Annotated in this window: 22 protein-coding genes; 8 read left to right on the plus strand and 14 right to left on the minus strand. The window is 38.9% G+C overall.

Annotation, left to right across the window (positions count from 1 at the left end; all coding sequences use genetic code 11):
- Window position 1: 1 nt before the first annotated feature.
- On the minus strand, window positions 2–988 hold the full coding sequence (gene hlyD / locus GWJ01_RS10770) for a secretion protein HlyD (protein ID WP_109393483.1): 987 nt from the start codon (window positions 986–988) through the stop codon (window positions 2–4).
- A gap of 11 nt (window positions 989–999) precedes the next feature.
- On the minus strand, window positions 1,000–1,698 hold the full coding sequence (cecR, locus tag GWJ01_RS10775; protein WP_109393484.1) for a transcriptional regulator CecR: 699 nt from the start codon (window positions 1,696–1,698) through the stop codon (window positions 1,000–1,002).
- Between the two features lie 371 nt (window positions 1,699–2,069).
- On the opposite strand from cecR, the gene rhlE reads away from it, so the two are divergent.
- The 3 genes from rhlE to GWJ01_RS10790 all read left to right on the plus strand — a co-directional run bounded on the left by rhlE (window position 2,070) and on the right by GWJ01_RS10790 (window position 4,886).
- Window positions 2,070–3,485 (plus strand): ATP-dependent RNA helicase RhlE, encoded by a 1,416-nt coding sequence (gene rhlE, locus GWJ01_RS10780; RefSeq protein WP_109393485.1) that lies wholly within the window; start codon window positions 2,070–2,072, stop codon window positions 3,483–3,485.
- Between the two features lie 9 nt (window positions 3,486–3,494).
- Window positions 3,495–4,427, plus strand: coding sequence for a tRNA dihydrouridine(16) synthase DusC (dusC, locus tag GWJ01_RS10785; protein WP_109402259.1), 933 nt, complete (start codon window positions 3,495–3,497; stop codon window positions 4,425–4,427).
- A 210-nt stretch (window positions 4,428–4,637) separates the two neighbouring features.
- Window positions 4,638–4,886, plus strand: coding sequence for a GlsB/YeaQ/YmgE family stress response membrane protein (locus GWJ01_RS10790; RefSeq protein ID WP_088493367.1), 249 nt, complete (start codon window positions 4,638–4,640; stop codon window positions 4,884–4,886).
- Between the two features lie 76 nt (window positions 4,887–4,962).
- On the opposite strand, the gene sseA is transcribed toward GWJ01_RS10790, so the two are convergent.
- From sseA to metC, 4 genes are all read right to left on the minus strand, one after another.
- Window positions 4,963–5,805 (minus strand): 3-mercaptopyruvate sulfurtransferase, encoded by an 843-nt coding sequence (gene sseA / locus GWJ01_RS10795; RefSeq protein ID WP_109402260.1) that lies wholly within the window; start codon window positions 5,803–5,805, stop codon window positions 4,963–4,965.
- A 13-nt stretch (window positions 5,806–5,818) separates the two neighbouring features.
- The gene (locus GWJ01_RS10800; RefSeq protein ID WP_109393488.1) at window positions 5,819–6,004 is read right to left on the minus strand and encodes a hypothetical protein; all 186 of its coding nucleotides are present in this window, start codon (window positions 6,002–6,004) and stop codon (window positions 5,819–5,821) included.
- A gap of 286 nt (window positions 6,005–6,290) precedes the next feature.
- Window positions 6,291–7,658: a C4-dicarboxylate transporter DcuC gene (dcuC, locus tag GWJ01_RS10805; protein WP_109393489.1), complete on the minus strand. Its 1,368-nt coding sequence runs from the start codon at window positions 7,656–7,658 to the stop codon at window positions 6,291–6,293.
- Window positions 7,659–7,691: 33 nt separating this feature from the next.
- On the minus strand, window positions 7,692–8,867 hold the full coding sequence (gene metC, locus GWJ01_RS10810; RefSeq protein ID WP_109393490.1) for a cystathionine beta-lyase: 1,176 nt from the start codon (window positions 8,865–8,867) through the stop codon (window positions 7,692–7,694).
- A 403-nt stretch (window positions 8,868–9,270) separates the two neighbouring features.
- Here metC and purB point away from each other — a divergent pair, with 403 nt between their 5' ends.
- Window positions 9,271–10,638: an adenylosuccinate lyase gene (purB, locus tag GWJ01_RS10815; protein WP_109393491.1), complete on the plus strand. Its 1,368-nt coding sequence runs from the start codon at window positions 9,271–9,273 to the stop codon at window positions 10,636–10,638.
- An 81-nt stretch (window positions 10,639–10,719) separates the two neighbouring features.
- Window positions 10,720–12,108 carry an MmgE/PrpD family protein gene (locus tag GWJ01_RS10820; protein ID WP_161711080.1) on the plus strand — a complete coding sequence of 463 codons (1,389 nt, stop codon included), beginning with the start codon at window positions 10,720–10,722 and terminating at the stop codon, window positions 12,106–12,108.
- Window positions 12,109–12,195: 87 nt separating this feature from the next.
- On the opposite strand, the gene fabZ is transcribed toward GWJ01_RS10820, so the two are convergent.
- The 3 genes from fabZ to GWJ01_RS10835 form a co-directional block, all read right to left on the minus strand.
- Entirely contained in the window at window positions 12,196–12,621 is a 426-nt protein-coding gene (gene fabZ / locus GWJ01_RS10825) for a 3-hydroxyacyl-ACP dehydratase FabZ (RefSeq protein ID WP_161711081.1), read from the minus strand.
- A 186-nt stretch (window positions 12,622–12,807) separates the two neighbouring features.
- Window positions 12,808–13,689, minus strand: coding sequence for a dihydrodipicolinate synthase family protein (locus GWJ01_RS10830; protein ID WP_109393494.1), 882 nt, complete (start codon window positions 13,687–13,689; stop codon window positions 12,808–12,810).
- 74 nt (window positions 13,690–13,763) lie between these two features.
- The gene (locus tag GWJ01_RS10835) at window positions 13,764–14,672 is read right to left on the minus strand and encodes a LysR family transcriptional regulator (protein WP_109393495.1); all 909 of its coding nucleotides are present in this window, start codon (window positions 14,670–14,672) and stop codon (window positions 13,764–13,766) included.
- A 252-nt stretch (window positions 14,673–14,924) separates the two neighbouring features.
- Between GWJ01_RS10835 and dinG the strand changes: the two genes are divergently transcribed.
- Complete coding sequence (gene dinG, locus GWJ01_RS10840; RefSeq protein WP_109402262.1) at window positions 14,925–17,039, plus strand: ATP-dependent DNA helicase DinG; 2,115 nt, start codon at window positions 14,925–14,927, stop codon at window positions 17,037–17,039.
- Between the two features lie 65 nt (window positions 17,040–17,104).
- Here the strand turns inward: dinG and dps are convergent, their stop codons facing one another.
- Together dps and rhtA are read right to left on the minus strand one after the other, a co-directional pair.
- Window positions 17,105–17,611 (minus strand): DNA starvation/stationary phase protection protein Dps, encoded by a 507-nt coding sequence (gene dps / locus GWJ01_RS10845; protein ID WP_161711082.1) that lies wholly within the window; start codon window positions 17,609–17,611, stop codon window positions 17,105–17,107.
- 270 nt (window positions 17,612–17,881) lie between these two features.
- Window positions 17,882–18,772, minus strand: coding sequence for a threonine/homoserine exporter RhtA (gene rhtA, locus GWJ01_RS10850; RefSeq protein WP_109393497.1), 891 nt, complete (start codon window positions 18,770–18,772; stop codon window positions 17,882–17,884).
- Window positions 18,773–19,101: 329 nt separating this feature from the next.
- Here rhtA and GWJ01_RS10855 point away from each other — a divergent pair, with 329 nt between their 5' ends.
- Both GWJ01_RS10855 and GWJ01_RS10860 read left to right on the plus strand, forming a co-directional pair.
- Window positions 19,102–19,680, plus strand: coding sequence for a TIGR00730 family Rossman fold protein (locus tag GWJ01_RS10855; protein ID WP_109402263.1), 579 nt, complete (start codon window positions 19,102–19,104; stop codon window positions 19,678–19,680).
- A 9-nt stretch (window positions 19,681–19,689) separates the two neighbouring features.
- Window positions 19,690–20,154 (plus strand): GNAT family N-acetyltransferase, encoded by a 465-nt coding sequence (locus GWJ01_RS10860; protein ID WP_109393499.1) that lies wholly within the window; start codon window positions 19,690–19,692, stop codon window positions 20,152–20,154.
- Between the two features lie 89 nt (window positions 20,155–20,243).
- On the opposite strand, the gene GWJ01_RS10865 is transcribed toward GWJ01_RS10860, so the two are convergent.
- The 3 genes from GWJ01_RS10865 to moeA form a co-directional block, all read right to left on the minus strand.
- Window positions 20,244–21,944, minus strand: a complete 1,701-nt coding sequence (locus tag GWJ01_RS10865; protein WP_161711083.1) for an amidohydrolase — start codon at window positions 21,942–21,944, stop codon at window positions 20,244–20,246.
- 268 nt (window positions 21,945–22,212) lie between these two features.
- On the minus strand, window positions 22,213–22,980 hold the full coding sequence (gene moeB, locus GWJ01_RS10870; RefSeq protein WP_109402265.1) for a molybdopterin-synthase adenylyltransferase MoeB: 768 nt from the start codon (window positions 22,978–22,980) through the stop codon (window positions 22,213–22,215).
- A gap of 5 nt (window positions 22,981–22,985) precedes the next feature.
- Window positions 22,986–24,227 (minus strand): molybdopterin molybdotransferase MoeA, encoded by a 1,242-nt coding sequence (moeA, locus tag GWJ01_RS10875; RefSeq protein ID WP_109402266.1) that lies wholly within the window; start codon window positions 24,225–24,227, stop codon window positions 22,986–22,988.
- Window positions 24,228–24,280: the final 53 nt, after the last annotated feature.

The following is a 24,280-nucleotide window of genomic DNA, read 5'->3' on the forward strand; positions in this document are numbered from 1 at the left end:
CTTAATGAGAGGAGGCAAATTTTAAGGTGACAGGCATACCTTGGCGCAATGCATCATCAGCATCCGTTACAACCACTCTGAGACGATAAACTAAATCGGTTCTTAACTCCGGTGTTTCAACACTTTTTGGGGTAAATTCAGCTGTTGGTGAAACAAATCCAATCGTACCGTGATAAGGCTTATCTTTACGCCCATCGGTGTATAGATAAACTTCTCGATTAGGAACGGCTTCGCTTAAGTGAGTTTCGCTGATATAAGCTCTGACCCAAACGGGATTAGTTAATGATACTGTAAATACAGGGCTTCCAGCGGATAACATCGTTCCGGGCTCTACAGCTCGAGTTAAAACAGTACCTTGTGATGGAGAGATTAATTGCGTGTCTTGGAGGTTTAATTCAGCTTGAGCAACGGCAGCTTTAGCTTGCATAACTTGTCCTTTTGCCGCATCAATGTCTTCTTTTCGATAACCGTTTTGATATTGATTTAGCTTATCTTGTGCTGCTTTTAAGGCAGCTGCTGCTTGATTACGATTATTTCTTGCACTATCTAAATCGTTGGCTGAAATCACTTTTCGGTTAGCAAGATCTTGTTGACGTTTATAAAAGTTATCTGCGTATTGCCAAGCGGCCTGCTTTAATGACACATCAGATTGAGCTTGCGCGATTTCCTCAGTGCGATATCCCGCTTCCATTAAAGCGAGTGAAGCAATTGCACTATCACGCTCACCATAAGCTTTATTTAGTGCATTGCGATAGGGCGCATCATCAAGCTTGCCTAATAATTGCCCTTTTTGAACAGGCGCACCTTCATCAACTTGTAATGTATCTAATCTTCCAGCAACACGAAAACTAAGGTTGACTGTACGTATATCGACATTGCCATAGAGTACTAATTCAGACTCTTTGTTTTCTTCGTAATAATAGATACCTGCAACAATACCGATAATAATCATTAAGATAATAAAGAAACTGACTTTTTTAGTTTTCATAATAACTCTATTTATACGTGATGGGTGTTAGTGTAAATCTCTCTTAATCCGTTGAGTAATAAAGTAATATGAGTTTTTAAAGTATTGGAGATAATCTGATACTCATTTTTACCAATTCTATCCCATCCAGTTTGTCTTAGGATTGTTTCCCTAACTAAACGAAATGATAACACTTCTCCCAAAATAGCGTGAGTATGTAACATCGTTGTAGGTAGTGAAGGATCTAAACCAATATAGATAGCTAATAGTTTGTTTACGCGCGTTAAAAGAGGCGATAATGCTTGCTGGTGGATCAAGGAATATGCTTCGGTTGGAACAAGCTGTTCTCTTGCCATAATGCGACTAAGATGAATATTGGCTTTATCAAGCACCAGTTGAGCATATTGTAAAAAGCTATCTGTAATAAGCGTTTGCAGTAATGGGAGATGTTCTGTTGGGTTAGGCCGCTCAAGAAATTCGTCAAGAATGGAAACTGTAGGTTCAAAATCAAGGCGAATAAGATCAGCAATATGCTGTGCAACGGCGAGATATAACCCTTCTTTAGAACCAAAATAATAAGCGATAGCGGCAATGTTTTGTTGAGCAGCTTGTGCAATTTGGCGTGTTGTGGCGGCATCAGGCCCATTTTTACCAAAGATCTCACATGCCGCTTCCAATAATTGTCGTTTTGCTAGTTCACCGCGCGTCGTCTTCTGTTGGGTGTCTGACATAATAGAAGATACCTTACTTAAGTAAAATGTAACAAAACCAATGATATTAAAAACAGCGATAACAAGACGTATTATATTAGATGATATTGAACAATAGGGAAAATTTGTGATAATAATCGAATAAAGGTGATGTGTAATAAAAAAAGTGCAATCTATTATTGAAAATTATTTTTGTATTCTGAATACAGCAAAAACTGTTAGAATAGGGGTTATTAGGTTAACCTAACAAGGTTCATTCTCTTTCACCACTGTCTATATCGAGAAATGATAGCACCTATAGAGTAATATTACCTATAGATTGACAGTATGAAAGCCCGTCATTTTAATTTCAATCACCGTGTTATACGTTCTGGTTGTAGGAGACTACTGTTTTGACCGATTTTACATCGCTTGGTTTAAGTGAGGCGCTTCTCCGCGCTATTGATGAACAAGGGTATAAAACCCCAACCCCTATTCAACAACAGGCGATTGAGCCGATTTTGGCGGGTAAAGACGTATTAGCGAGTGCACAAACGGGCACAGGTAAAACAGCTGCTTTTACATTACCAATATTGGAAAAGCTGTCTCAATCAGCAGAAAAAATAAAAGGTCGTCAACCCGTTAAAGCGCTGATTTTGACACCAACGCGTGAGCTAGCGGCTCAAATTGCTGAAAACGTAAAAGCGTATAGTCGTTATATTCCAATTCGTTCACTAGTTGTTTTTGGTGGAGTAAGTATTAATCCACAAATGATGAAATTACGCGGTGGTGTTGATGTACTGATTGCAACACCGGGACGTTTACTCGATCTTGAACATCAAAATGCGGTTGATCTTTCTCGCGTTGAAGTTTTAGTGCTTGATGAAGCTGACCGTATGTTAGATATGGGCTTTATCCACGATATTCGCCGTGTAATTAGTAAATTACCGAAAAAACGTCAAAATTTACTATTTTCAGCGACATTCTCTAAAGAGATCACTGGTCTTGCCAATTCGCTATTAAATGATCCGGTGAGTATTTCCGTTGCACCAAGAAACTCAGCCGCAGAATCTGTTGATCAACATGTGCATTTAGTTGATAAAAAGCGTAAAACCGAGCTGTTATCACATTTAATTGGTTTAGAAAATTGGTCTCAAGTGCTGATTTTCACCCGTACTAAACATGGTGCGAATAAACTTGCTGAACATTTAAATGCAGATGGTATTAAATCAGCTGCTATTCATGGCAATAAAAGCCAAGGTGCGAGAACTCGCGCATTAGCTGATTTTAAAGATGGTAAATTAAAAGCATTAGTTGCAACAGATATTGCCGCTCGTGGTCTTGATATCGACCAACTGCCGTATGTTGTCAATTTTGAATTACCACAAGTCGCAGAAGATTATGTTCACCGTATTGGTAGAACAGGCCGCGCTGCTGCAACGGGTAAGGCTATTTCACTTGTCTGTGTTGATGAACATGGTTTATTAGCTGATATTGAGCGTTTATTAAAACGTGAAATTCCACGTTTAGCGTTAGAAGGTTACGATCCTGATCCTTCAATTAAAGCAGCGCCTTTGCATAAAAAACCAAAGAATAATGCACCACGTAGAAGTGGTGGTCGTGCAGATATTCGTGGTAAAGACAATCGCAACAATAGTCGTAAAGACGGCGATAGTGAAGGCAAAGAGTCTGGACGTAATAAAAGCAAAGAAAACTACCGTAATAAAGATGGTTCTCGTACCGGAAAATTAGGGCCTCGTCGTTCACGTAAAAGTGATGAAGGTAATGATAATCAAAGCCCTTGGTCAAAAGCTAGAAAAGAGTTTTGAGGTTAAAAAGTGCGAGTTTTATTAGCGCCAATGGAGGGGGTTTTAGACCCCCTTGTGAGAGAGTTACTCACCTCGATTAACGATTACGATCTCTGTATTACAGAGTTTGTACGAGTTGTAGATTCATTATTGCCAACGAAAGCATTTTACCGTTTATGCCCTGAATTGCAGACAGAAAGCCGCACAAAAAGTGGCACGCTTGTACGGGTGCAATTATTAGGACAACACCCACAATGGTTGGCTGAAAATGCCTTTAGAGCCGTTTCTTTAGGCTCTTGGGGGGTTGATTTAAACTGCGGTTGCCCTTCAAAAACAGTCAATGGTAGTGGTGGTGGCGCTTCACTTTTAAGACAGCCAGAAACGATTTATCAAGCAACAAAAGCAATACGTGATGCAGTGCCTTCAGAGTTGCCTGTATCTGTTAAAGTGAGACTTGGCTGGGATTCTTCTGCGTATAGCCATGAGATTGCAGATGCAGTGGTGCAAGGTGGTGCTACAGAAATCACTGTACATGGCAGAACAAAAGAAGATGGTTATAATGCCGAAAAAATTAACTGGCAGGCCATTGGAGATATTCGTCAAAGACTTTCAATACCTGTAATTGCTAATGGCGAAATTTGGAACCGTGAAGATGCATTAGCCTGCTTAGCCACAACAGGTTGCGATGCGATAATGATTGGCCGCGGTGCAATGAATACCCCTAACTTAAGCCGTGTTGTAAAAGGCATAGAAGCTAGAATGCCTTGGCAAGAGGTGATTGAATTATTAAAGCGCTATGTTCGATTAGAAAAGCGTGGTGATACGACTATTTATCATGCGTCACGTATTAAGCAGTGGTTTAGTTATTTACGCAAAGAGTATCCAGAAGCCAATGAGTTATTTAGACAAATTAGAACATTAAAAACGTCGCCAGAAATAGCAGTAGCAATAGAGTCTCTGTAGTTTAAAAATAATCTTAACCAATAAAAAATAGCGCTAATTAATCAGCGCTATTTTTTTATTCATTAAGAAATAATCCATCCACCATCCATTTATCTTAAATATTATGTAATTTATTTCTAATAATTGGAAATAATCACTTTTTCGACTTACACTCAATAAGTGACATTTTTTAGGTATGTTGTTTATATCAAGACTATTTTAGGGGGGAATATGGGAATTATTGCTTGGATTATCTTTGGTTTGATCGCGGGTATTTTGGCGAAATTCTTAATGCCAGGCTCTTATGATATTGGTCTGATATGGACTTGTATTCTGGGTATTGTGGGTGCGGTTGTTGGTGGTGCGATTAGTAACTTTTTTGGCAAAGGTAAAGTTGATGGATTTAACTTTGGTAGCTTTGTTGTTGCTATCATCGGCGCCATTGTCGTGCTCTATCTTGCAAAAATCTTCGCAAGTTAATACCTCCATACCCAATAGATATTGATAATAAACCCGCATAATGCGGGTTTACTTTTTTAAGCATAAACGGATTAAATTAGCATTCACAAGGAAGAGCACTTTCAGCTCCCCATTGCGCCCAAGAGCCGTCATAGAGCGCAATAGATTGGCAACCCAATACGGTCAACGCTAAAAATAAAATTGCCGCAGTCATACCTGAGCCACAAGTAACAATAATAGGCTGTGATAAATCAACGCCCGCTTGTTCAAATATCAGCTTTAACTCAGCTTTCTGTTTTAACTGCCCATTAATAACTAACTCATTCCACGGAACGTTTTTACTGCCAGGAATATGTCCACTGCGCAAGCCCGGACGAGGCTCTGGTGCTCTACCATAAAAACGATCAGCTGAGCGAGCATCGATCATCTGTTTTTGCTTAGTTTCTAAATTATCAAGAAGTTGTTGTTTATTGGCATAGCGTTGTGCATGACGTTCAACCACAAAAGGAGACTGTGCTGGTACTTTTATTGCCTCACCTTGTTCTGTTGCAAACCTAGCCTCAATCCATGCTTGTAAACCACCAGCAAGAATACGCACATTACGACAACCTAGTGTTGTTAATGTCCACCAACCTCTTGGTGCAGAAAATAAGTTACCTTGATCGTAAATAATAACGGTTGTGGTATTAGAGATACCTAATTGTGTCAATGTTTCTGAAAATAGGGTATCAGAAGGCAACATATGTGGTAGTGATGTAGTTTTATCTGCGACTTCATCAAGATCAAAAAAATGGGCATGTGGAATATGACGCTCAAGGTAAAGCGCTTGATAGTCAATCTGTTGAGTTGGCATTGGTGCGCTGACATCAAGGATCACAAGATCAGCATCATTTTGATGTTCAAATAACCATTGGGGAGTAACAAAGTAATCGTATTCCACGGTGCGACCTCATTTATTTAGCAGAATGTGAGCTGTCAGGGATAGCTGGAAATTGCTGTGTAGGTGGTGTTTCAGGTTGAGTCTGCTCTGTTTCTATTGGTGTTGTGGAGCGCGTATAGATATTTAAGCCAGCAAGGAAAACACCACCGATAGAACCAAAAGCAAGTAGCGCGATAATCACAATAATTATTTTTTTCATAATGTTCATTTGCAGATGAATGTTGCGCAAAAGTATATCGAGATATGAAGTTGAAACAAGTACTAAGTCGGTTTAATCAACAAATGATAGTGGCTAAAACGTCTTATTTTTAGGCAAAAAAAAGGGGGTGATAGATAAATAAACAGGCTATTTATTTTTTATAAATAGCCTGAGTAGAGTTAATGTTGACGTTAATTATTTCAATCAAAGGTTACAGTCAATGATAAGAAAAAATCCCTTAAACTCAGGAGTAAATGAGTTTAAGGGGAAGGGTAACGCAACTTAATTAGGAATATAAAAACCAGAATGTCATTGCTAAGTTCACAATAGCCGCGACAGCCATAGGAATGGCGGTACGTTTAACTATTTGGAAAGGTGAGACATTCGCAATACCTGCAATGGCAACAATCGCGGCGGTAATTGGCGAAACAGTACGGCCAAAGCTGGTCATTATTTGCATTGGTAAAATTAAGGTAATGACATCAACTTTTAAGAAGGCGGCAATTTTGGGCGTTAAGGCGGCAAATGAGAAGAATGCTGCATTACCTGAGCCCATTAAAAAGGCCGCTAATGCAAGAATGGCGCTCATTACAATGATCATGGCTGCAATACCAAAACCCGCGTCTTGAGCTGAGCTAATTAACGTATCGACGGCACCACTTTTTAGTAAACCATTAGCAAAGAACTCACCAGATACAATTAACGATACCACTAAGACAAATTGCTTACCCATTCCTTCAAAGAACAACATAAAGCTATTCATTACTGCTTTTGCATCGCGTAAGCGAACATATTCAAAAAGAAGTGCAATCACGGTACTAATAACCATCGCTGTGGTGACTTCTAATTTAATATACGGGTGTAACAAAGGGCTGAAGCCGATAATGAGAATTAAAGGGATGACAGGTAATAAGGCATAAGACAGTGGAATTTTATTGCCTTCTTCCTTTACAGCATCAATGGTTGTTGGGTCAAAAACAAATCCTTCACGTTTATCCCACCAGCGTTGAATAAAGAAATGAGTGATCGCAACGGCAATAATAATAGGAATTGTGATCGGTAACTGGTGTTGAACAAAGTAGACGGCAGGTTCTATATCCGCTGTTTTCGCCGCCATAATCACGTTACCAGAGCCAGGGCCATGGTCGATAAATTGGCAGCATCCAATTACGGCTAAAGCGGAAAGTGGGCTAATACCAGAACGAATTAATATCGGATACATGGTGACCATTAACAGCATACCTAAACCTGCATGGCTAGGAATAAAGATAACCAAGATTTGGGTGACTAAAAATGAAATCACTAATAATAAGTAAGGCGATTTTATCGCTTTTAATGGTCTTTCAAAAATAGCGAATAAAGCGCGACTTGCGCCAACGTGTTCCATATAACGAGAGAAACCCGCAATTGCCATTAATGTTAAACCAAGACCCGCTAGGCGAGAACTCATAATATCCGTAAAGATTTGGAAAATATCAAAATATTTAAATTGGGTGGATTTATTTTCTGGCAATAACGGATTAAGGTCGAGAGATGCTGTTAAGAGTAATAGCAATAATCCGCCGAGTAATAATACTGGCTGAGGTTTATAACCTCGCGCCAGTAAATAAACCACCAACGCTGTTACCAGCGCGGCAATGATTAAACCTGTCATAGTGAATTCCCCGGTAATGATGCAATATTTTTGTTATTGGTTTAATGCTGAAAAAGCTTGTGTAATATCTGCAATAAGATCATCCGTTGCTTCAAGGCCAATATGTAAACGGACAAAAGGACCATGACCTTCACGCCAATCAGATGCTGTTCTCGCACCGATAACATTGGCAGGTAAAGCGAGGCTTTCAAATCCCCCCCAAGAAGCACCAATGCCAAAAAGCTCAAGCGCATCAATAAATTGTTCTGATTGTTTAGCGGTATATTCTTGTTTAAATTCAATGGTTAATAGACCGTTACTGCCTTTGCAATCACGTTTCCATAAATCATGACGAGGATGATTAGGTAATTCAGGGAACCAGACTTTTTCAACTTCAGGGCGAGTCTCTAACCACTGTGCAATGGCTAGTGCTGATTTACCATGTGCTGCGATGCGTTGACCTAATGTCCTCATACCACGAAGAACTAATGCTGCATCATCTGGGCTACTGGCTTGCCCTAATGCTTCAGGTAATGCACCAATTTTTTTCCATGCTTTTTCATTCGCAACCATAATGCCCATCATCACATCAGAGTGACCGCATAAATATTTGGTTGCCGCGATAACAGAGACATCCGCGCCTAATTCCAGCGGGTTATAGAGCCATGCAGAGCCCCAAGTATTATCAACACCGACAGGAATATCTTTCTCATGAGCAATACGGCAAATTTCAGGCAGGTCTAGCATTTCATAAAGGAGTGAGCCCGGTGATTCGACAAAAATAAGCTGTGTATTTTGTTGAATTTTTTGTTCAAAATCAGAACCATCGGTTTTAAAGAAACTATAAGCGATATTATTAGGCTCAAGAAAAGCCGATGCAATTTTACGAACAGGCTCATAAACAGAATCAGCAAATAAAACATGTCCACCACTGCGGGCATATCCCATAATTGTGACGGCAATAGCGGCTAACCCAGTAGGGAATAACTGAGCACGATAGCCGCCTTCTAATTCGGTTACTAAAGCTTCAAGGGCAAATGCGGTTTCTGTACCACGCGCACCGTAGCTTAAAACACGCTCTGTTGCACGACGATCACGAACATCACGCCAACTCTTAATCGAATCAAAAACGATGGTACTGGCTCTCATTACGGGTGGATTAATAGGGCCTGAAGTTTTGATTTCTTGACGTCCACTGTGTATCAGTTTTGTTTGTTTATTTTGTTTCATTATTAATATCTCCAAATATAGAAATAGAGTTCCCCGGTAATTAAATAAAAGGATTAATTACTGTTTGCGCTTATTTTGTTTCTATTATTTATAACAAACTTATTTATTTTTAAAATAGCTATTTTCTAAAAATGATGATCTTCCTCTAACTTTTTAGCATTAATTATTCTAATTAAATCTTAAATAACATTTAAGATTCAAAAGTTATAAGTAATAAATAAAGGGTTGTTTATAACTAATTGAATTAATGCTACTTTTTAATTGATTAGAAATATTTGAAATTAGATTAAAATTATCAAAGTGTTTTTATTGAGATTATATTGCATAAATAAAATAACAATCTAACAAGTCGTTTGATTAAAAAAACGATTTTTTTATTATTCTTTTAACAGGGGAAATAATTATGGGAACCAGCGTTTTTGATTCGGTTTTATTAAAGAATTTATGGTCAACAGAAGAGATGAGAATTATTTTTTCTGATAAAACTAGAATGCAAAATTGGCTTGATTACGAAGCCGCATTAGCGATTGAGCAAGCTGAATTAGGTTTGATCCCAAAAGAGGCTGCAAAAGTGATTGCAGACACCGCGAAACTTGAAAAGCTCGATATGGATTATGTATTAGAACAAGTGCGTCTTACTCGCCATCCATTAGTGCCAACAATTCGTGGTTTAGAACATGCTTGCCCAGAACACTATGGGGAATACGTTCACTTTGGTCCAACAACACAAGATGTTATTGATACCGGTCTTGTACTGCAACTAAAAGATGCTCATCATACTTTCTTACGTGATATCAAAGTATTAGGTCGTGCATTACTGTCATTAAGTGAACAACATCGCAACACACCAATGGTTGGGCGTACATTAGCATTACAAGCTCTGCCAATTACATTTGGCCATAAAACCGCAATTTGGTTAACTGAGTTAGCGCGTCATTATCAACGTCTTAAAGAGATCGAACCTCGCTTATTTGTAGGTAGTGTTGTTGGTGCGGTGGGTACAAAGGCTTCTTTAAGCGATAAAGCTGATGAATTAGAAGCCCGTGTATTAAAACGCTTAGGTTTAGGTGTACCTGAAATTTCATGGCAACCTGCGCGAGATAGATTCAGTGAATATGGCATGTTAATGGGCTTAATTAGTGGAACTCTAGGTAAAATTGCTAATGAAATCCTACTATTAGCACATAACGAAATTGATGAGTTATCCGAGCCTTTCAGCAAAGGACAAGTAGGCTCTTCGACCATGCCACATAAACGTAACCCTGCCATTGTTGAAAATGCGGCCTGTGTGAGTAACACCCTAAAAGCGAATCTTTCTGTTTTAACGGATATGATGAAACACCAACATGAGCGTGATGGTGCAATCTGGAAAATGGAATGGAAGATCATGCCTGAAATGTGCCTGATGCTGTCTGTTATTTTCGATAATATGAAAACAGTAATAGGCGGACTGAATGTGCATGTTGAAAAAATGCGCGAAAATATGGATATTCTTGGTGGCTTTATGCTGGCAGAGCGTGTGATGTTTGCATTATCTGATAAAGCAGGTAAACAAACCGCGCATGAAATTGTGTATGAGGCATCAATGTCTGGGCAAGAAGAAGGCATAACCTTCGTTGAAGCGATTAATCGTGATACCCGTATTCGTGATCACATTACTCAAGAGGAACTTGATGCACTTTTAGATCCAACGACATATGTCGGTAATGCACCAGCCCAAGTTGATCGAGTTGTCGCACAAACCAAAGCTTCTGGCTGGTTAAATGACTAAGTGACTTAATTACATCCAATCTTCTTATTATCTAAAAGCCGGTGATATTGCTGGCTTTTTCTTATCTATCCCGAGGTGTTTATGACATTGAGTCAGCAGTTAGCCCAATTTATTACTACAACCACTTTCTCTGATTTACCTGTTCAAGTTGTTAGCCGAGCCAAAATTCATTTATTAGATACATTAGGTGTCGCACTTGCTGGAAGTGTGCAACAAAGTGCTATTCAAAGTCGTCAAGGTGTGGCTTTTTTACCTGATAGCCAAGGTAACATTCCGATTTGGGGAAGTTCGCTAACAACAAGCACTACGGTGGCGGCACTGACAAATGGTATTGCATCACATGCCTTAGATTTTGATGATACACATACTGATTCGATTGCACATGGTAGCGCGGTATTAACGCCAATTGCTTTTGCATTGGGTGAGTCTATTGGTGCGTCATCAAAAGATATTTTAACGGCATGGGTGATTGGCTGGGAAGTGGCAGCAAGAGTAGGCTTAGCAAGCCATAGTGGATTTCATCAGCGAGGTTTTCATGCCACAGCAATTGCGGGAATTTTTGGCGCAACAGCTTGTGCCGCTTCACTATTAAAGTTAACGCCAGAACAAACTGTGAATGCAATAGGCCTAACAGGAAGCCAAGCAGGAGGTGTGGCAGAATATCTTACTAACAGTTCATCTTCTAAATGCTTTCATGCGGGATGGGCTGCACAATCAGGTATTATCGCAGCATCATTAGCAAAAGGCGGAATGACAGGTCCTGACACAATATTTGAAGGTCGTTATAGCCTTTATCAAACACATGGTATTAAAGAGCAAGCACAACCAGAACAAGTGGCATTAGGATTAGGTGATGTGTGGGAATTTTTAAATGTTTCTATTAAGCCTTATCCGGTATGCCATTTCGCTCATGCGACTGTAGATTGTGGGCGTAATTTGCTGAAAAAAGGGATCATGGCTGATGATATTGATAGTGTTGAGTGTGTTGTCGATCCAGTAGCGGCTGCTTTGATTTGCGAGCCACTTGAAACAAAATGGGTACCTCAAACCGCGTATGGGGCTAAATTTAGTTTGCCATGGTTATTTGCTGCGGGTTTTCTAGATAACGCTTTAACGCTCTCTTCATTATTACCTGAAAACCTACAACGGGAAGATATTCAGTCATTAGCGAAGCGTGTAAGTTATCGTTATCCCGAAAAAGGGGAGATCCCATTTCCTACTTATTTCCCAGGATTAATTTTCGTGACATTAAAAAATGGCGAGAAGATCACGGAAAGATTAGACATTCAATACGGTAATCCGAAAAATCCAATGGCAGATAAAGATGTGATCAGTAAGTTTTACGATAATGCATCTTTGGTGATAGAAGCAGAACAATCAGCACAGTTAGTTGAAAAAATACTGCATTTCGACAATGTCACTATTTCAGAAATAACACAATTATTACGTATTAAAGAAATAGAAGGTTAGGCTGAAATAATGCAAACAAGGTGATTGTATAAAGGATTCGTATAAAAGATTAGTGTAAAGGATTGGTTTTAACTACCAATCCTTTACTTATTGTCTTGCACACATAAATTCAGATATACAAACTACCTTCTCACCAATTTTCACCGTACCTGAAAAGCTAACAATTGTGCGTCGTTGTCGGCGAAATTGGATCTCAATATGTAGCTGATCGCCCGCTTTCACCACGTCATAAAAACGCGCATTTTTTATACTGGCAAAATAACATTGTTGATCTTTACCCATTGGTGAAAGGTAGTAATGGGCAAGAACGCCAGAAGCTTGAGCCATACTTTCAAGTAGTAATAAAGGTGGATAAAACTCACCAAAAACAACCGTATCATTGGTTGTGATATTTTTAATGGCTGTTAATTTGCCACTAGCAAGTTCAGCTGGCTCAGAAATAACGCGATCAATTAATAAGAATGGATAACGATGAGGCAATATTTCCATTATTTCACTGACGGAAATGAGCATATATTTTCTCCTCGTTATGGTGATAGGGTAAGCTCAGTTTTACAACAACGGTGGTTATTATTTCATTCTTATTCAATATGGTACAGTATTGACCTGTATTTTTGATGAGAAAATTGAGTTAAACAGATAACAAAGACCAGAATAGGAAAAATCTAGCCTTTGCTATTTCTAAATAAGAATAGTTTATTAATCAAGGCGAGCAATAATTTGGCGTAGATCGTTCATTGCTGCTTCATTTAGAGGCTCTTGCGGTAAAATAGGAGAGCCGACTTCAAAGCCTTGAATATTTAAGGATGCTTTAATACATGATGCGAGCGAGTACTTTGTAAACGCTTCATTGATTTGCCATATCTCTTTTTGTTTTGCTAGTGCTGTATCAAAATCGCCTTTTGTTGCTAACTCATACAGTTCAACACATTGCTTTGGCAACACACAAGCAGGCCCCGCCATCCAACCTACACCGCCAAGTTTTAACACCAACAATGGAATATGAGCTGAAGCACTAAAGATCTTAACACGCTCACCAAACGTATTGATCATGGTGAGTAAGCGACCTGTATTGCTTGAGGCATCTTTAATATATTCAATATTCGGGATATAGCTAAGCTCATTGAATAAAGAAATAGGAAGAACATCTCCCAAAAGTCCTGGGTTGGTATAAATTGTCATGGATTTTTCAGGAAAAGCTTCGGCGATAGTTCGGAAATAACCAGCTTGTGCGGCTTCGCTTAATGGGTACATTTTTTGTGAAATTAAGACCATGCCATCGACGCCTAATTGAGCGTATTGTTCAGCTTGATGACAAGCATCTGCAGTTGAAAAACCTGCAACACCCGCAATAACGGGAATTCGGCCTGCGGTTTGATCAACTGTAATACGCACAATTTCATTGCGTTGTGTTTGAGAGAGATAAGCGTATTCACCAGTGCTACCTAATGGACTTAAACCATGAACGCCACACGAAATCAAATGTTCGACTAATCGACGTAATGAAGCTTCGAGGATGGTACCTTTAGTTTGATCAACTGGTGAAACAAGGTAAGGAAAAATGCCATGAAATTGGGTCATAATCGGTGTCCTGTTTTATGGTTTTAATCTTTTATTACTTTGGTTATCAACACGATTTAAGGGCTCTAGGATCTCTATTCTTGTTGAAGTGTTATGTCGGCATGATTAATCACTTCATTTTGTTCATTTTTTAATGAATCAAACAGTATTTGGGCTGCTTTTCCGGGGCTGTTGGCATTGAGATACAAGTTATAACTGATAGCAGGTAAAGCCGGTAAGCCTTCTTTTTCGCCTAAAATGCGTAAATCATCACCTGAAAGCTCAATTGAGCGCGCCATAATGCCTAAGCCTGCACGTACTGCGGCTCTAGCACCCGAAAGCGTTGTAGCAATATAAGCGATTCGCCAACGAATACCTTGTTGATCAAGGTGATTTATCATCATATCGCGGTATGTGCTGGGTTCATCTAATACAACTAACGGTAAGGGTTCATCAAGATCAAACCGGAAGTGTTTTCCGCAATACCATAAAGAGGGAGAAACTCGTAATACAATTTTGGGATAACCCACATGTTCTTCAGTGGAAATGGCCAAATCCAGCTCGTTGTTTTCTAACATAGACATTAAAAATGGGCTACGTTTAACAATAATTTCCATGATAAGGCGAGGATAGGCTCCAGAAAAACGCGCAAGAAGATCAGGTAAAATCGTGTTTGCCGTATCATCTGGAGAGCCAATTTTTAAGATCCCATCAATTTCTTCATGCATCAATGAAAGACAGGCTTCATCATTCAAACGCAAAATACGGCGAGCATAATTAAGCAGTTGTGTACCTGCTTCTGTCAGTGTTTTGTTTCGTCCTTGGCGAGCAAACAGCTCTTTGCCTATCAGCGATTCAAGTCGTTGCATTTGCTGGCTTACGGCAGATTGTGTACGACAAACAGACTCAGCCGCCGCTGCAAAGGTATTTCCATCGACAACAGCAACAAAGGTTCGAAGCAAATCAAGTTCTAAGTTAAAAATAGGGCGCTTTGCGGAAGTCATTATAGGTATCTCTTAACTGGTGTTGTGTTTAATAAAACCAATAAATCACATTTTTTATAAGACTATTTTAGATATTACGTAATGAATACTCATACTATGAAGAGTTGAATTAATAATCTATAACAAAGCTCAATAATTTCGAGATGTTATCCATTCTTTGATGAAAAAGGAGAGCAAATGAAGGTAACTACTGATTTTTATACAGTGTTATGAGACAATGGCGCCTTTCTTAAAATCAGTTACAGAGTGGTTATGTCCCTTTCTCAATCAGTTAAAAATCAAATAAGTCAGTGGTATAAAGCCCTACCTGAGCATATCGAAGGGTTTATTCCGCGAGCGCCACAGCGTGAAATGATAGCTGAGGTGGCTAAGACTTTTTCTGATGAGATGGGACGTCATTTAGTGATAGAAGCCCCAACTGGCGTGGGTAAAACACTCTCTTACCTTATTCCGGGTATTGCTATTAGCCGTGATGAGAAAAAACCACTGATAATCAGTACAGCCAATGTGGCATTACAAGATCAAATTTATAGCAAAGATCTACCATTACTTAAAAAAATCATTCCTGATCTCACGTTTACTGGCGCTTTTGGTCGTGGACGTTACTTATGCCCTCGTAATTTAGATGCGATTTGTGCAACAGAAGGTGAGCAAATTGACCTTATGTTTTTGCTTGAAGATAAAGTTGATGTGGCGACAAGTGCAGAAAGAGAAATTTGCCTAGAGCTGAAAAATGATTTCACTAGTTTTGGTTGGGATGGTTTGCGTGATCATCATAAACGCGCATTAACAGATAGCTTATGGCGTAAAATCAGCACGGATAAGATGAACTGTTTAGGGCGCAATTGCCAATATTATCATCGTTGTCCTTTCTTTATTGCCCGCCGTGAAATTGATGAAGTGGATGTGGTTATTACCAATCACGCTTTAGTGATGGCGGCAATGGAAAGTGAATCTGTGTTGCCAGATGCTAAAAATCTACTTTTGGTACTTGATGAAGGGCACCATATTCCTGATGTTGCGCGAGATGCCCTTGAAGTTGAAGGGGAAATAACCTTAGTTGCTCTTAATAATCAGCTTGATAATATCACTCGCCATGTTAGCCAGTATTTAGCGCAATTTATTCCGATAAGGCCGCCTAAATTGGCTGATCCTATTCGTTTTGATGCCCATATCGCTAAGTTGCGTGAAGCTTATCAAGAGGTTGATACATTTACACGCGCACTATTGCCAGAACGTAGTGAGCAAGATGAATACCTCTTCCCGTTAGGTGAATTGCCTGAACAACTTCTGTTAAGTTGCCAGACATTATTTAAGCTAACAGATGGTTTAAAAATGTTGGGCGAAGCCATTTTAAATGATTTAACAGAGCGTACTGCAAAAGAAGATGTTGTACGTTTACATCGTGCTATTTTAACGACCAGTAGAATGGTGGGTTATTTAGAAAATATGGCAAAACTGTGGCGCTTAGCCACATTAGAGCAAACCTCAAAAGCGCCAGTATCCAAATGGTTAACGCGCCGTTACGATAAAAAGCAGTCTCATCTCTATTTTCATTGTGCTGGCATTCGTGTTAGCGAACAACTGACGCAATTGTTATGGAAAAATATCCCACATGTGGTTATTACTTCTGCGACATTACGCTCATTAAATAGCTATTCTCGTATTCAAGAATTAACAGGCTTAAGTGAGCATTTTGATGATCGCTTTATTACATTGTCTTCGCCTTTTGAACATAAAGAGCAAGGTAGATTAGTTATTCCTAAAATGCGTTATGAACCGACCATGAGCCATGAACGTGAACATTTAAAAGAGATGGCGCGTTATTTTCGACACAGTATGGAAGAGAATAACCACAGAGGCCAATTAGTTTTATTTAGTAGCCAGCGAGCAATGGAAGGCTTTTTAGAAGAAGTGAAAGATTTACGTTTGTGCTTATTAGTGCAAGGCGATCAGCCACGCTATCGATTAGTCGAAACACATTGCAAGCGTATTGATGCGGGTGATAATAGCGTGTTGATAGGTTTGCAATCTTTTGCAGAAGGGCTCGATTTAAAAGGGGATTATTTAACGCAGGTGCATATTCATAAAATTGCTTTTCCGCCTGTGACAGATCCCGTGATTGTGACAGAAGGAGAGTGGCTTAAATCGCTAAAACGTTATCCTTTTGAAGTGCAGAGTTTACCGAGTGCATCGTTTAATTTAATTCAGCAGGTTGGGCGTCTTATTCGTAGTCATCATTGTCACGGTGAAATAGTGATTTATGACAGACGCTTGCTAACAAAAAACTATGGTTCGCGTTTATTAACCGCGTTACCTATTTTCCCTATTTATCAACCAGAGATGCCTAAAGAGAAAGATAAATAAAAAAAGACTACCTAGAGAAAGAGAGGTAGCCTTTTAACGACATAATTTCAATATGTTATTACGAATTAATTCTCAATATTGGCTTCAATAAACCATAAGAATTTATCAAGATCACGCGATGCTGCGGTAAACATATCTGCGGTATCTTCGTCTTCAACTTCGTCAATAGCTTTACGAATATCATTTGCAACGGCAGCATAACGATCAGCAAGTGCTTTTAAGTGATCTTGTACATCATGAATATCCAGAGGATAAGCCTTTAATGGTGTTTTCTTACTCACCACTTGTGCAGTACCTAATACAGTGCCACCTAATTGAACAACACGCTCTGCAAACTCATCAGTATGCTGATTAATGGTATCGCGGAAACCGTCAACCATCTCATGGACAGAAATAAAGTTTCTGCCACGCATATTCCAGTGCGCTTGTTTTGTGATGAGAGATAGGTCGATAAACTGCGTCACCATCTGTTGCAATAACTCTATAGCATGTAGTTTTACGCTGTCATCAAGGTTATTACGGGTATAAAGCAGAGTTGAAGGTGTGGATTTGACTAATTTAGCAGTACTCATAATCGTTCTCCCTAAATAATTAATAACTCAATATCTTAATTTCTGTTAATTATGATAGTAAATTATTAATGGTTAGTCTTATCGATTGATACTATTAAATTGATAGGTCATCTATTAAAAAAATCTAATCTATCGAAATAACCTATTTAGGGTAAGACAATACGTACAAAATAGCAATGATAGGCCAGTAAAGTTATTACTTAATAAGTAAAAAGGATCATAAGATCCTTTTTAAATAAATATTTATTTCTTATAAATACGGTTAAATAATTATTTAACCTCTTCAATTTTGGTTTTGCTTTTTATGGTTGCCGTTGAACCAATTGAAGCTAACACAATAAAGGCGAGGGCAACCCATTGTATTAACGTCAAATGTTCGTGTAAGAAAATAATACCAATAAAGGCACCCATACAAGGTTCTAAGCTCATTAAAGTCCCGAACGTTTTAGCGGGTAAACGTGTAAGAGCAATCATTTCTAAAGTGTAAGGGAAAGCGGTTGATAGAATCGCAATAGCTAGTGCAACAGGTAAAATTGACCAGCTAAACATAATATCTGGGCTACTTTGTAACATACCAATAGGAACGAAAATAAAAGCCGCAACTAACGAGCCAATAGAAACCGTTGCCGCGCCGTAACCTTTACCTGCACGTTGTCCGAATACAATATATAACGCCCAACCTACACCGGCACCCAGTGCATAAAGGATACCTAGAGGATCTAATCCATGAATATTATCGCCAATAGGTAGCAATAATCCTAAACCTGCAATGACTAAAATTATCCATAAAAAGTCGATGGCTCTGCGCGATGAAAACATAGCAACAGCTAAAGGGCCTGTAAATTCAAGGGCAACCGCAATACCTAAAGGAATGGTTTCAAGGGCGAGGTAGAAAAGGTAATTCATCATCCCTAAAGATAAACCATATAAAAACAGTGGCATAATTGATTCTCGAGAAAACTTAAGTCGCCACGGTTTAAAAATAAAAAAGAGGATCAAAGTACCCAATAACAGGCGTAACGCCGTTACTGCGGGGGCACCAATAACAGGAAATAGGCTTTTAGCAAGGGATGCGCCACTTTGAATTGAAAGCATGGAGAGAAGCAAAAGAAGCACAGGGTAAAACACCTGTAATTTAGCTGAGTGTCTGGCTGACAACATCCTATAAAACCTCGTCAATAATCAATCGTATGTGTCTTTGTTAGCAGATAACAAAGGATCGCATAATATAAATTAAAACTATCTGTTTTAATATAGTTATTCATTAATAAATATTTTTTATTTTAAATTTATTGAGTTAAATTAGCTTTATTAAGAATTAATTTATTTTTAATAAAATAAAAAACAGCTTCTTATAAATATAAGGGGTGATAATGATTAAATATATATGTGCAATAAAAAGCGTAAAAACACTTTTTTTAACCTTTTTTATTAAAAGTACCTTCAGTATAATTCCAAGCTCGTTTTAACTAGCTAAAAGAGAATAAAAAATGAATAAAATAAAATCTATCGCTGTGTATTGTGGTTCTAGTTTAGGGGCTTCACCTATTTATAAAGAACAAGCAATTATTTTTGCCAAAGAGCTGGTTAAACGTAATATCACCTTAATTTATGGTGGTGCAAGTGTAGGAATTATGGGTACACTCGCCGATACAGTATTAGCTGAAGGCGGAAAGGTGATTGGCGTTATTCCTACGCTATTAGAAGGGCGTGAAATATCTCATAAAAATCTGACTGAACTGCATATTGTTGAGACCATGCATCAGCGTAAAAGTAAAATGATTGAATTAGCTGAAGGTTTTGTCGCTTTACCCGGTGGCTTTGGTACATTAGAGGAGTTTAGTGAAGTCTTTACATGGAGCCAAATTGGATTACATCAAAAACCTTTAGGCTTGCTTAATATCAATCAGTTCTATTCTCCATTATTAATGATGATTGATAAAATGGCGGATGAACAATTCTTACATGAAAAATATCGGAATATGGCGATTGTAGAACAATGTCCTATTCAATTATTAGATAAATTTGAAACATATATTGCCCCCCCTGTAAAAACCTACAACAAATAAAGGTAAAAAATGATAATAATAAGAAAAGCAATTTTGTCTGATGTAGAAGAAATTAATACGCTTTACACTTATTTATTTAATGAAATGGCGAATTTACAACCTGATCGTTTAAAACCGGGTAAGCAAGATGAAGCTTTTATTATTAATGGAGTAAAAAATGATAAGTTTCATCTTTTAGTGGCAGATTTAGACGGTAAAGTAGTTGGATTTAGCATGGCGCAAATTCAAGAAACACCAATGTTTAACTGCTTGGTTCAGCGTAAATATGCTTATATTTATGATATTGTTGTCGATCCTTCTGTACGTAGCCAAGGCACAGGCAGTTTATTATTAACAGCGATGAAAGAGTGGGCTAAATCAGAAAGAATGACGCATCTTGAGTTATCTGTATTAGCTGAAAATAGTGCGGCTAAACGTTTTTACGAGCGTGAAGGATTAAAAGAAGTGAGCACAGTAATGGGGATTGCTTTATAGCAGATCCAATTTACGTTAATTCTCATAAGATTAAGTGCGTAGATAAAAATAAACCCGCTTAAAGCGGGTTTATTACTTATATTATTCAGCTAAATTGTGGGTTTCCCCGCAATGATCGTACACAATACCCTGACATTTTCAACATCTTCTGCCGATATTTCAAACAGGTTTCTATCTAATACAATAAAATCGGCAAATTTTCCGACTTCTAATGATCCAATTTGTCTATCCATATCCAATGCTTGAGCTGCATTAATAGTGGCTGCGCGTAGGACTTCAATTAATGTTAGGTTACGATCATTATCAAGACGAGGACTTGCTGCATCTTTTTGGCGAGTCATTGCGACTTTAAAATCGTACCATTCATTAAGTGGATCAATCGGCCAATCGCTACCAAAAGCGACGGTAACGCCAGCATCAATAAATTTGCCAGCAGTCTCTAAATAGTCACAGCGAGATTTACCCAGCATTTCAATATCTTTTTCGATATTGCTCTGTTCTGCTACCGCCCATTGGAAGGAGAGAAAAGGGTAGGTTTTTAGTTGTGTAAAACGAGCGTAATCTTTTTTACACATCAATTCATTATGAGCAAGCCCTGGTCTTATGTCTTTTTCAGGTAAGGCTTCACGCATCGCACTAATGGCATTAAGAGCCGTACTAATTGCACCTTCAGCAACAGTATGAATATGAGGGTGATAACCAGCACGGGCAATTTCGGTGACTAGCGGCGTTAAAATTTCAGGTGGAAAATAGAGATCGCCAATATGATCAGAATCTTGCCAGTGTGGCGTGTCATCGGTGCCAACATTGATACGATAAGGTGAGTGTAAGCGTGCTGTCATAATCGGCGCTTGCAATACACCATCAAGGAAAAGCTTGATGTGGCGGATCGCAACACTAGGTTGAGCATTTTCGCTGATTTGATGCCATTGTGAAAAACGAGTGGCAGCATGGTGTACAGCGTTTGGAATATCTTCAATACAAGGTACATCATCCGGCGTGATTTCAACGGCATTCTCTACGCGAAGAGTCAGCTCGCCTGCTTTTCTTAATGCATTAAAGGCGCGTAATTGAGGCTCGCCTACACGCGCATCCATGATAGTGGTTACACCTTGTTCATTTAATAATTTTTGAACATGACGGGCTATTTGCAGGTTTTGTGCTTCAGTTAGTGGCGGTAACTTGTCAATGGCTTGCATTGCTGGCGCATCTTCAAGAATACCAATAGGTGTTCTATCACAATCACGTTCAATATTTCCATCTGGTGGATCGGGCGTTTCAGCGGTGATATTTAACAACTCTAAAGCGCGAGAATTAGCAAGAACACTATGACAATCGCTAGAAAAGAGCAAAATAGGGCGAGTCGTATTTAGGGTATCAAGGTGATAACGTGTCATTTGCACGCCTTCAGGTTGCATACCTTCACGATACCATGCGGAGACTTTTAACCATTCGGTATCACCATCAATAAAGTTTTCATCAAGGTATTTCTGAATACGCAATAAAATGTCATCGATAGAGAGCGATTGATAATCAAGATGGCAACCCGCTAATGTTGCGCCACCCCAAAATGGGTGCATATGTGCATCAATAATGCCCGGCATGACCATTCTTCCCTGTAAATCAATCTGCTCAGTATTTTCATTACAGTAAGAAAGTAACCCCTCTTTTTTACCAGAAGCAATAATTACACCTTGGCTGATCGCGATAGCATCAACAATATTGTTATTATGATCAGCAGTATAAATAAGCCCGTTGTAATAGAGAGTGTCTGCAATTTGAAATGTCATTCTTCTACCTTGTATTGCTTTTTAAGCACATAAAACGCGTGCTTAAATGATGATTCTGCTTATAGGGCATCCTGTTGCGTTTTGACGCGGGTGGTCATAGTAGAATTAAATCAGAGTGAATACTACAAGCTTATTACATCGACTTAACGAAAAATACGACTTAGAGGGCAATTAAAATGCTTAAAAAACAGATTAATACCTCTCTCTTTAAAAGGTGATAAGGTAAGTTTAAAGAAGTTAGACTTACCTTATTTAAGATAGAAAGTGGTTAGTTATCTGGTGATTTGGCAGAACACACTTCACAATGCGGATTTTTAGGTAATCTGAATTCACGAAATTGCATACGCATGGCATCAAACATCAATACCTTACCATGTAGGTTTTCACCATAACCGGTGAGTAATTTAATGGCTTCAATTGCTTGTAATGTGCCAATTGTACCCACAACAGGCGCCATTATACCAGCTTCAACACAACTTAACGCATTATCACCAAAAAGATGGCTTAAACAGCGGTAGCAAGGCTCGTCATCTTGGTAGGTGAATACACTGATTTGGCCTTCCATTCGAATGGCTGCACCAGAAACAAGGGGCTTTTTCTGATGAAAGCAGAGACGATTAAGTTGCTCGCGTACTGTCACATTATCAGTACAATCCATAACAATATTATGTTGGCTAATAAGCTCTGCTAAAGCCTCATCTTCAAGTAATGCATCGACGGTTTCTATCGTGACATGAGGATTAATTGCTTCTAATGTCGCTTTTGCAGATAGCACTTTAGGTTGACCAATCGTGGCGTCTCGATGAAGAATTTGGCGCTGAAGATTAGAAAGGGAAACCGTATCAAAATCTAATAATGTGAGTTTTCCTACACCTGCAGCTGTAAGATATTGTGAGGCACTACACCCTAAGCCACCTGCACCAACAATCAATACTGAGGCACTTTTCAGCGCCTCTTGTCCGTCAAAATCAAAACCCCTTAATACAATTTGGCGATTGTAGCGTAGCGTTTCTTCATCGGTTAATTCAATACTCATAAAGGCTATTCACTTTTTAATAGAGAATTAAATAGCTCAATAGTAACAGTTTCACCAGCTGCAACTTTACCGCGTTCACGCTCTAAAACGATAAAGCAATTAGCGACACTAAAGGAGCTATAAACGTGTGAGCCTTGATGACCAGAGGTATCTACTTGCCATACACCTTCTGTATTAATACTTGCAATACCACGTTGAAAATCAAGGCGACCTGCTGATTTTTTCAATGGTGATTGTGCAATGGCTTGGAAACGTTGCGGAGCTTTCCAATGGCTAAAGCCTGATAGACGTGCAATTAAAGGCTGAACCAATTGATAGAATGTCACGGTCGCTGACACTGGGTTACCCGGTAAGCCGCAGAACCATGCATTATGTAATCGACCAAAGGCAAAAGGTTTTCCCGGTTTAATGGCAAGTTTCCAAAAACCAATTTCACCAATTTCATCAAGAATTTGTTTGGTGTAATCGGCTTCACCCACAGAAACACCACCACTGCTGATCACCAAATCTGCTTCTTGATCAGCCTTTTTAAAGGTTTCACGCAGTTTTTCCGGTGAATCAGGGATAACCCCTAAATCTAAGACTTCACATCCTAATTTTTCAAGCATTAAACGTACCGCAAAGCGGTTAGTATCATAAATTTGACCCGCTTTTAATGGCTGGCCAATGGTTTGTAATTCATCACCCGTTGAGAAAACAGCCACTTTTAAACGACGATAAACTTGTACTGTTGCTACACCTAAAGAGGCGATTAAAGGTAATTGCGCTGTTGAAAGCTTAGTGCCAGCCGGTAATACAATGTCATTTTCTTTAATATCTTCACCAATACGGCGAATATTCTGGCCTTTTTTCGCAGGGTGTGGAAAACGAACACCATTTTCAGTCACTTCAGCTTCTTCTTGCATTATGACAGTATCAACACCCGCAGGAACCATTGCCCCTGTCATAATGCGTACACATTGCCCAGCAGGGAGTTCTCCCTCAAAAGGAATACCTGCGAACGATTTACCAGCAACAGGAAGTGGAGTTTGAGCTTCTAAGTCAGTGTAACGAAGTCCATAACCATCCATTGCCGAATTATCAAAAGGCGGAACATTCAGTGGAGATGTAATATCTTCACTTAGAATATAATCTGCGGCGTTATTTAATGGAATGTTAAGGGTATTGGTAATTGCCAGCGGTTTTTCAAGTAGTTTTTCTAGCGCTTCATCAAGAGATAATAAACCGCTAACGTGACATTGACTCATCATATACTCCAAGATCTATCGAAATGTTCTGTTTTATTTCATGATACTAATCT

Origin of the sequence: Proteus sp. G2618 (assembly GCF_009915995.1) — a bacterium.
Taxonomy (GTDB): Bacteria; Pseudomonadota; Gammaproteobacteria; order Enterobacterales; family Enterobacteriaceae; genus Proteus; species Proteus terrae.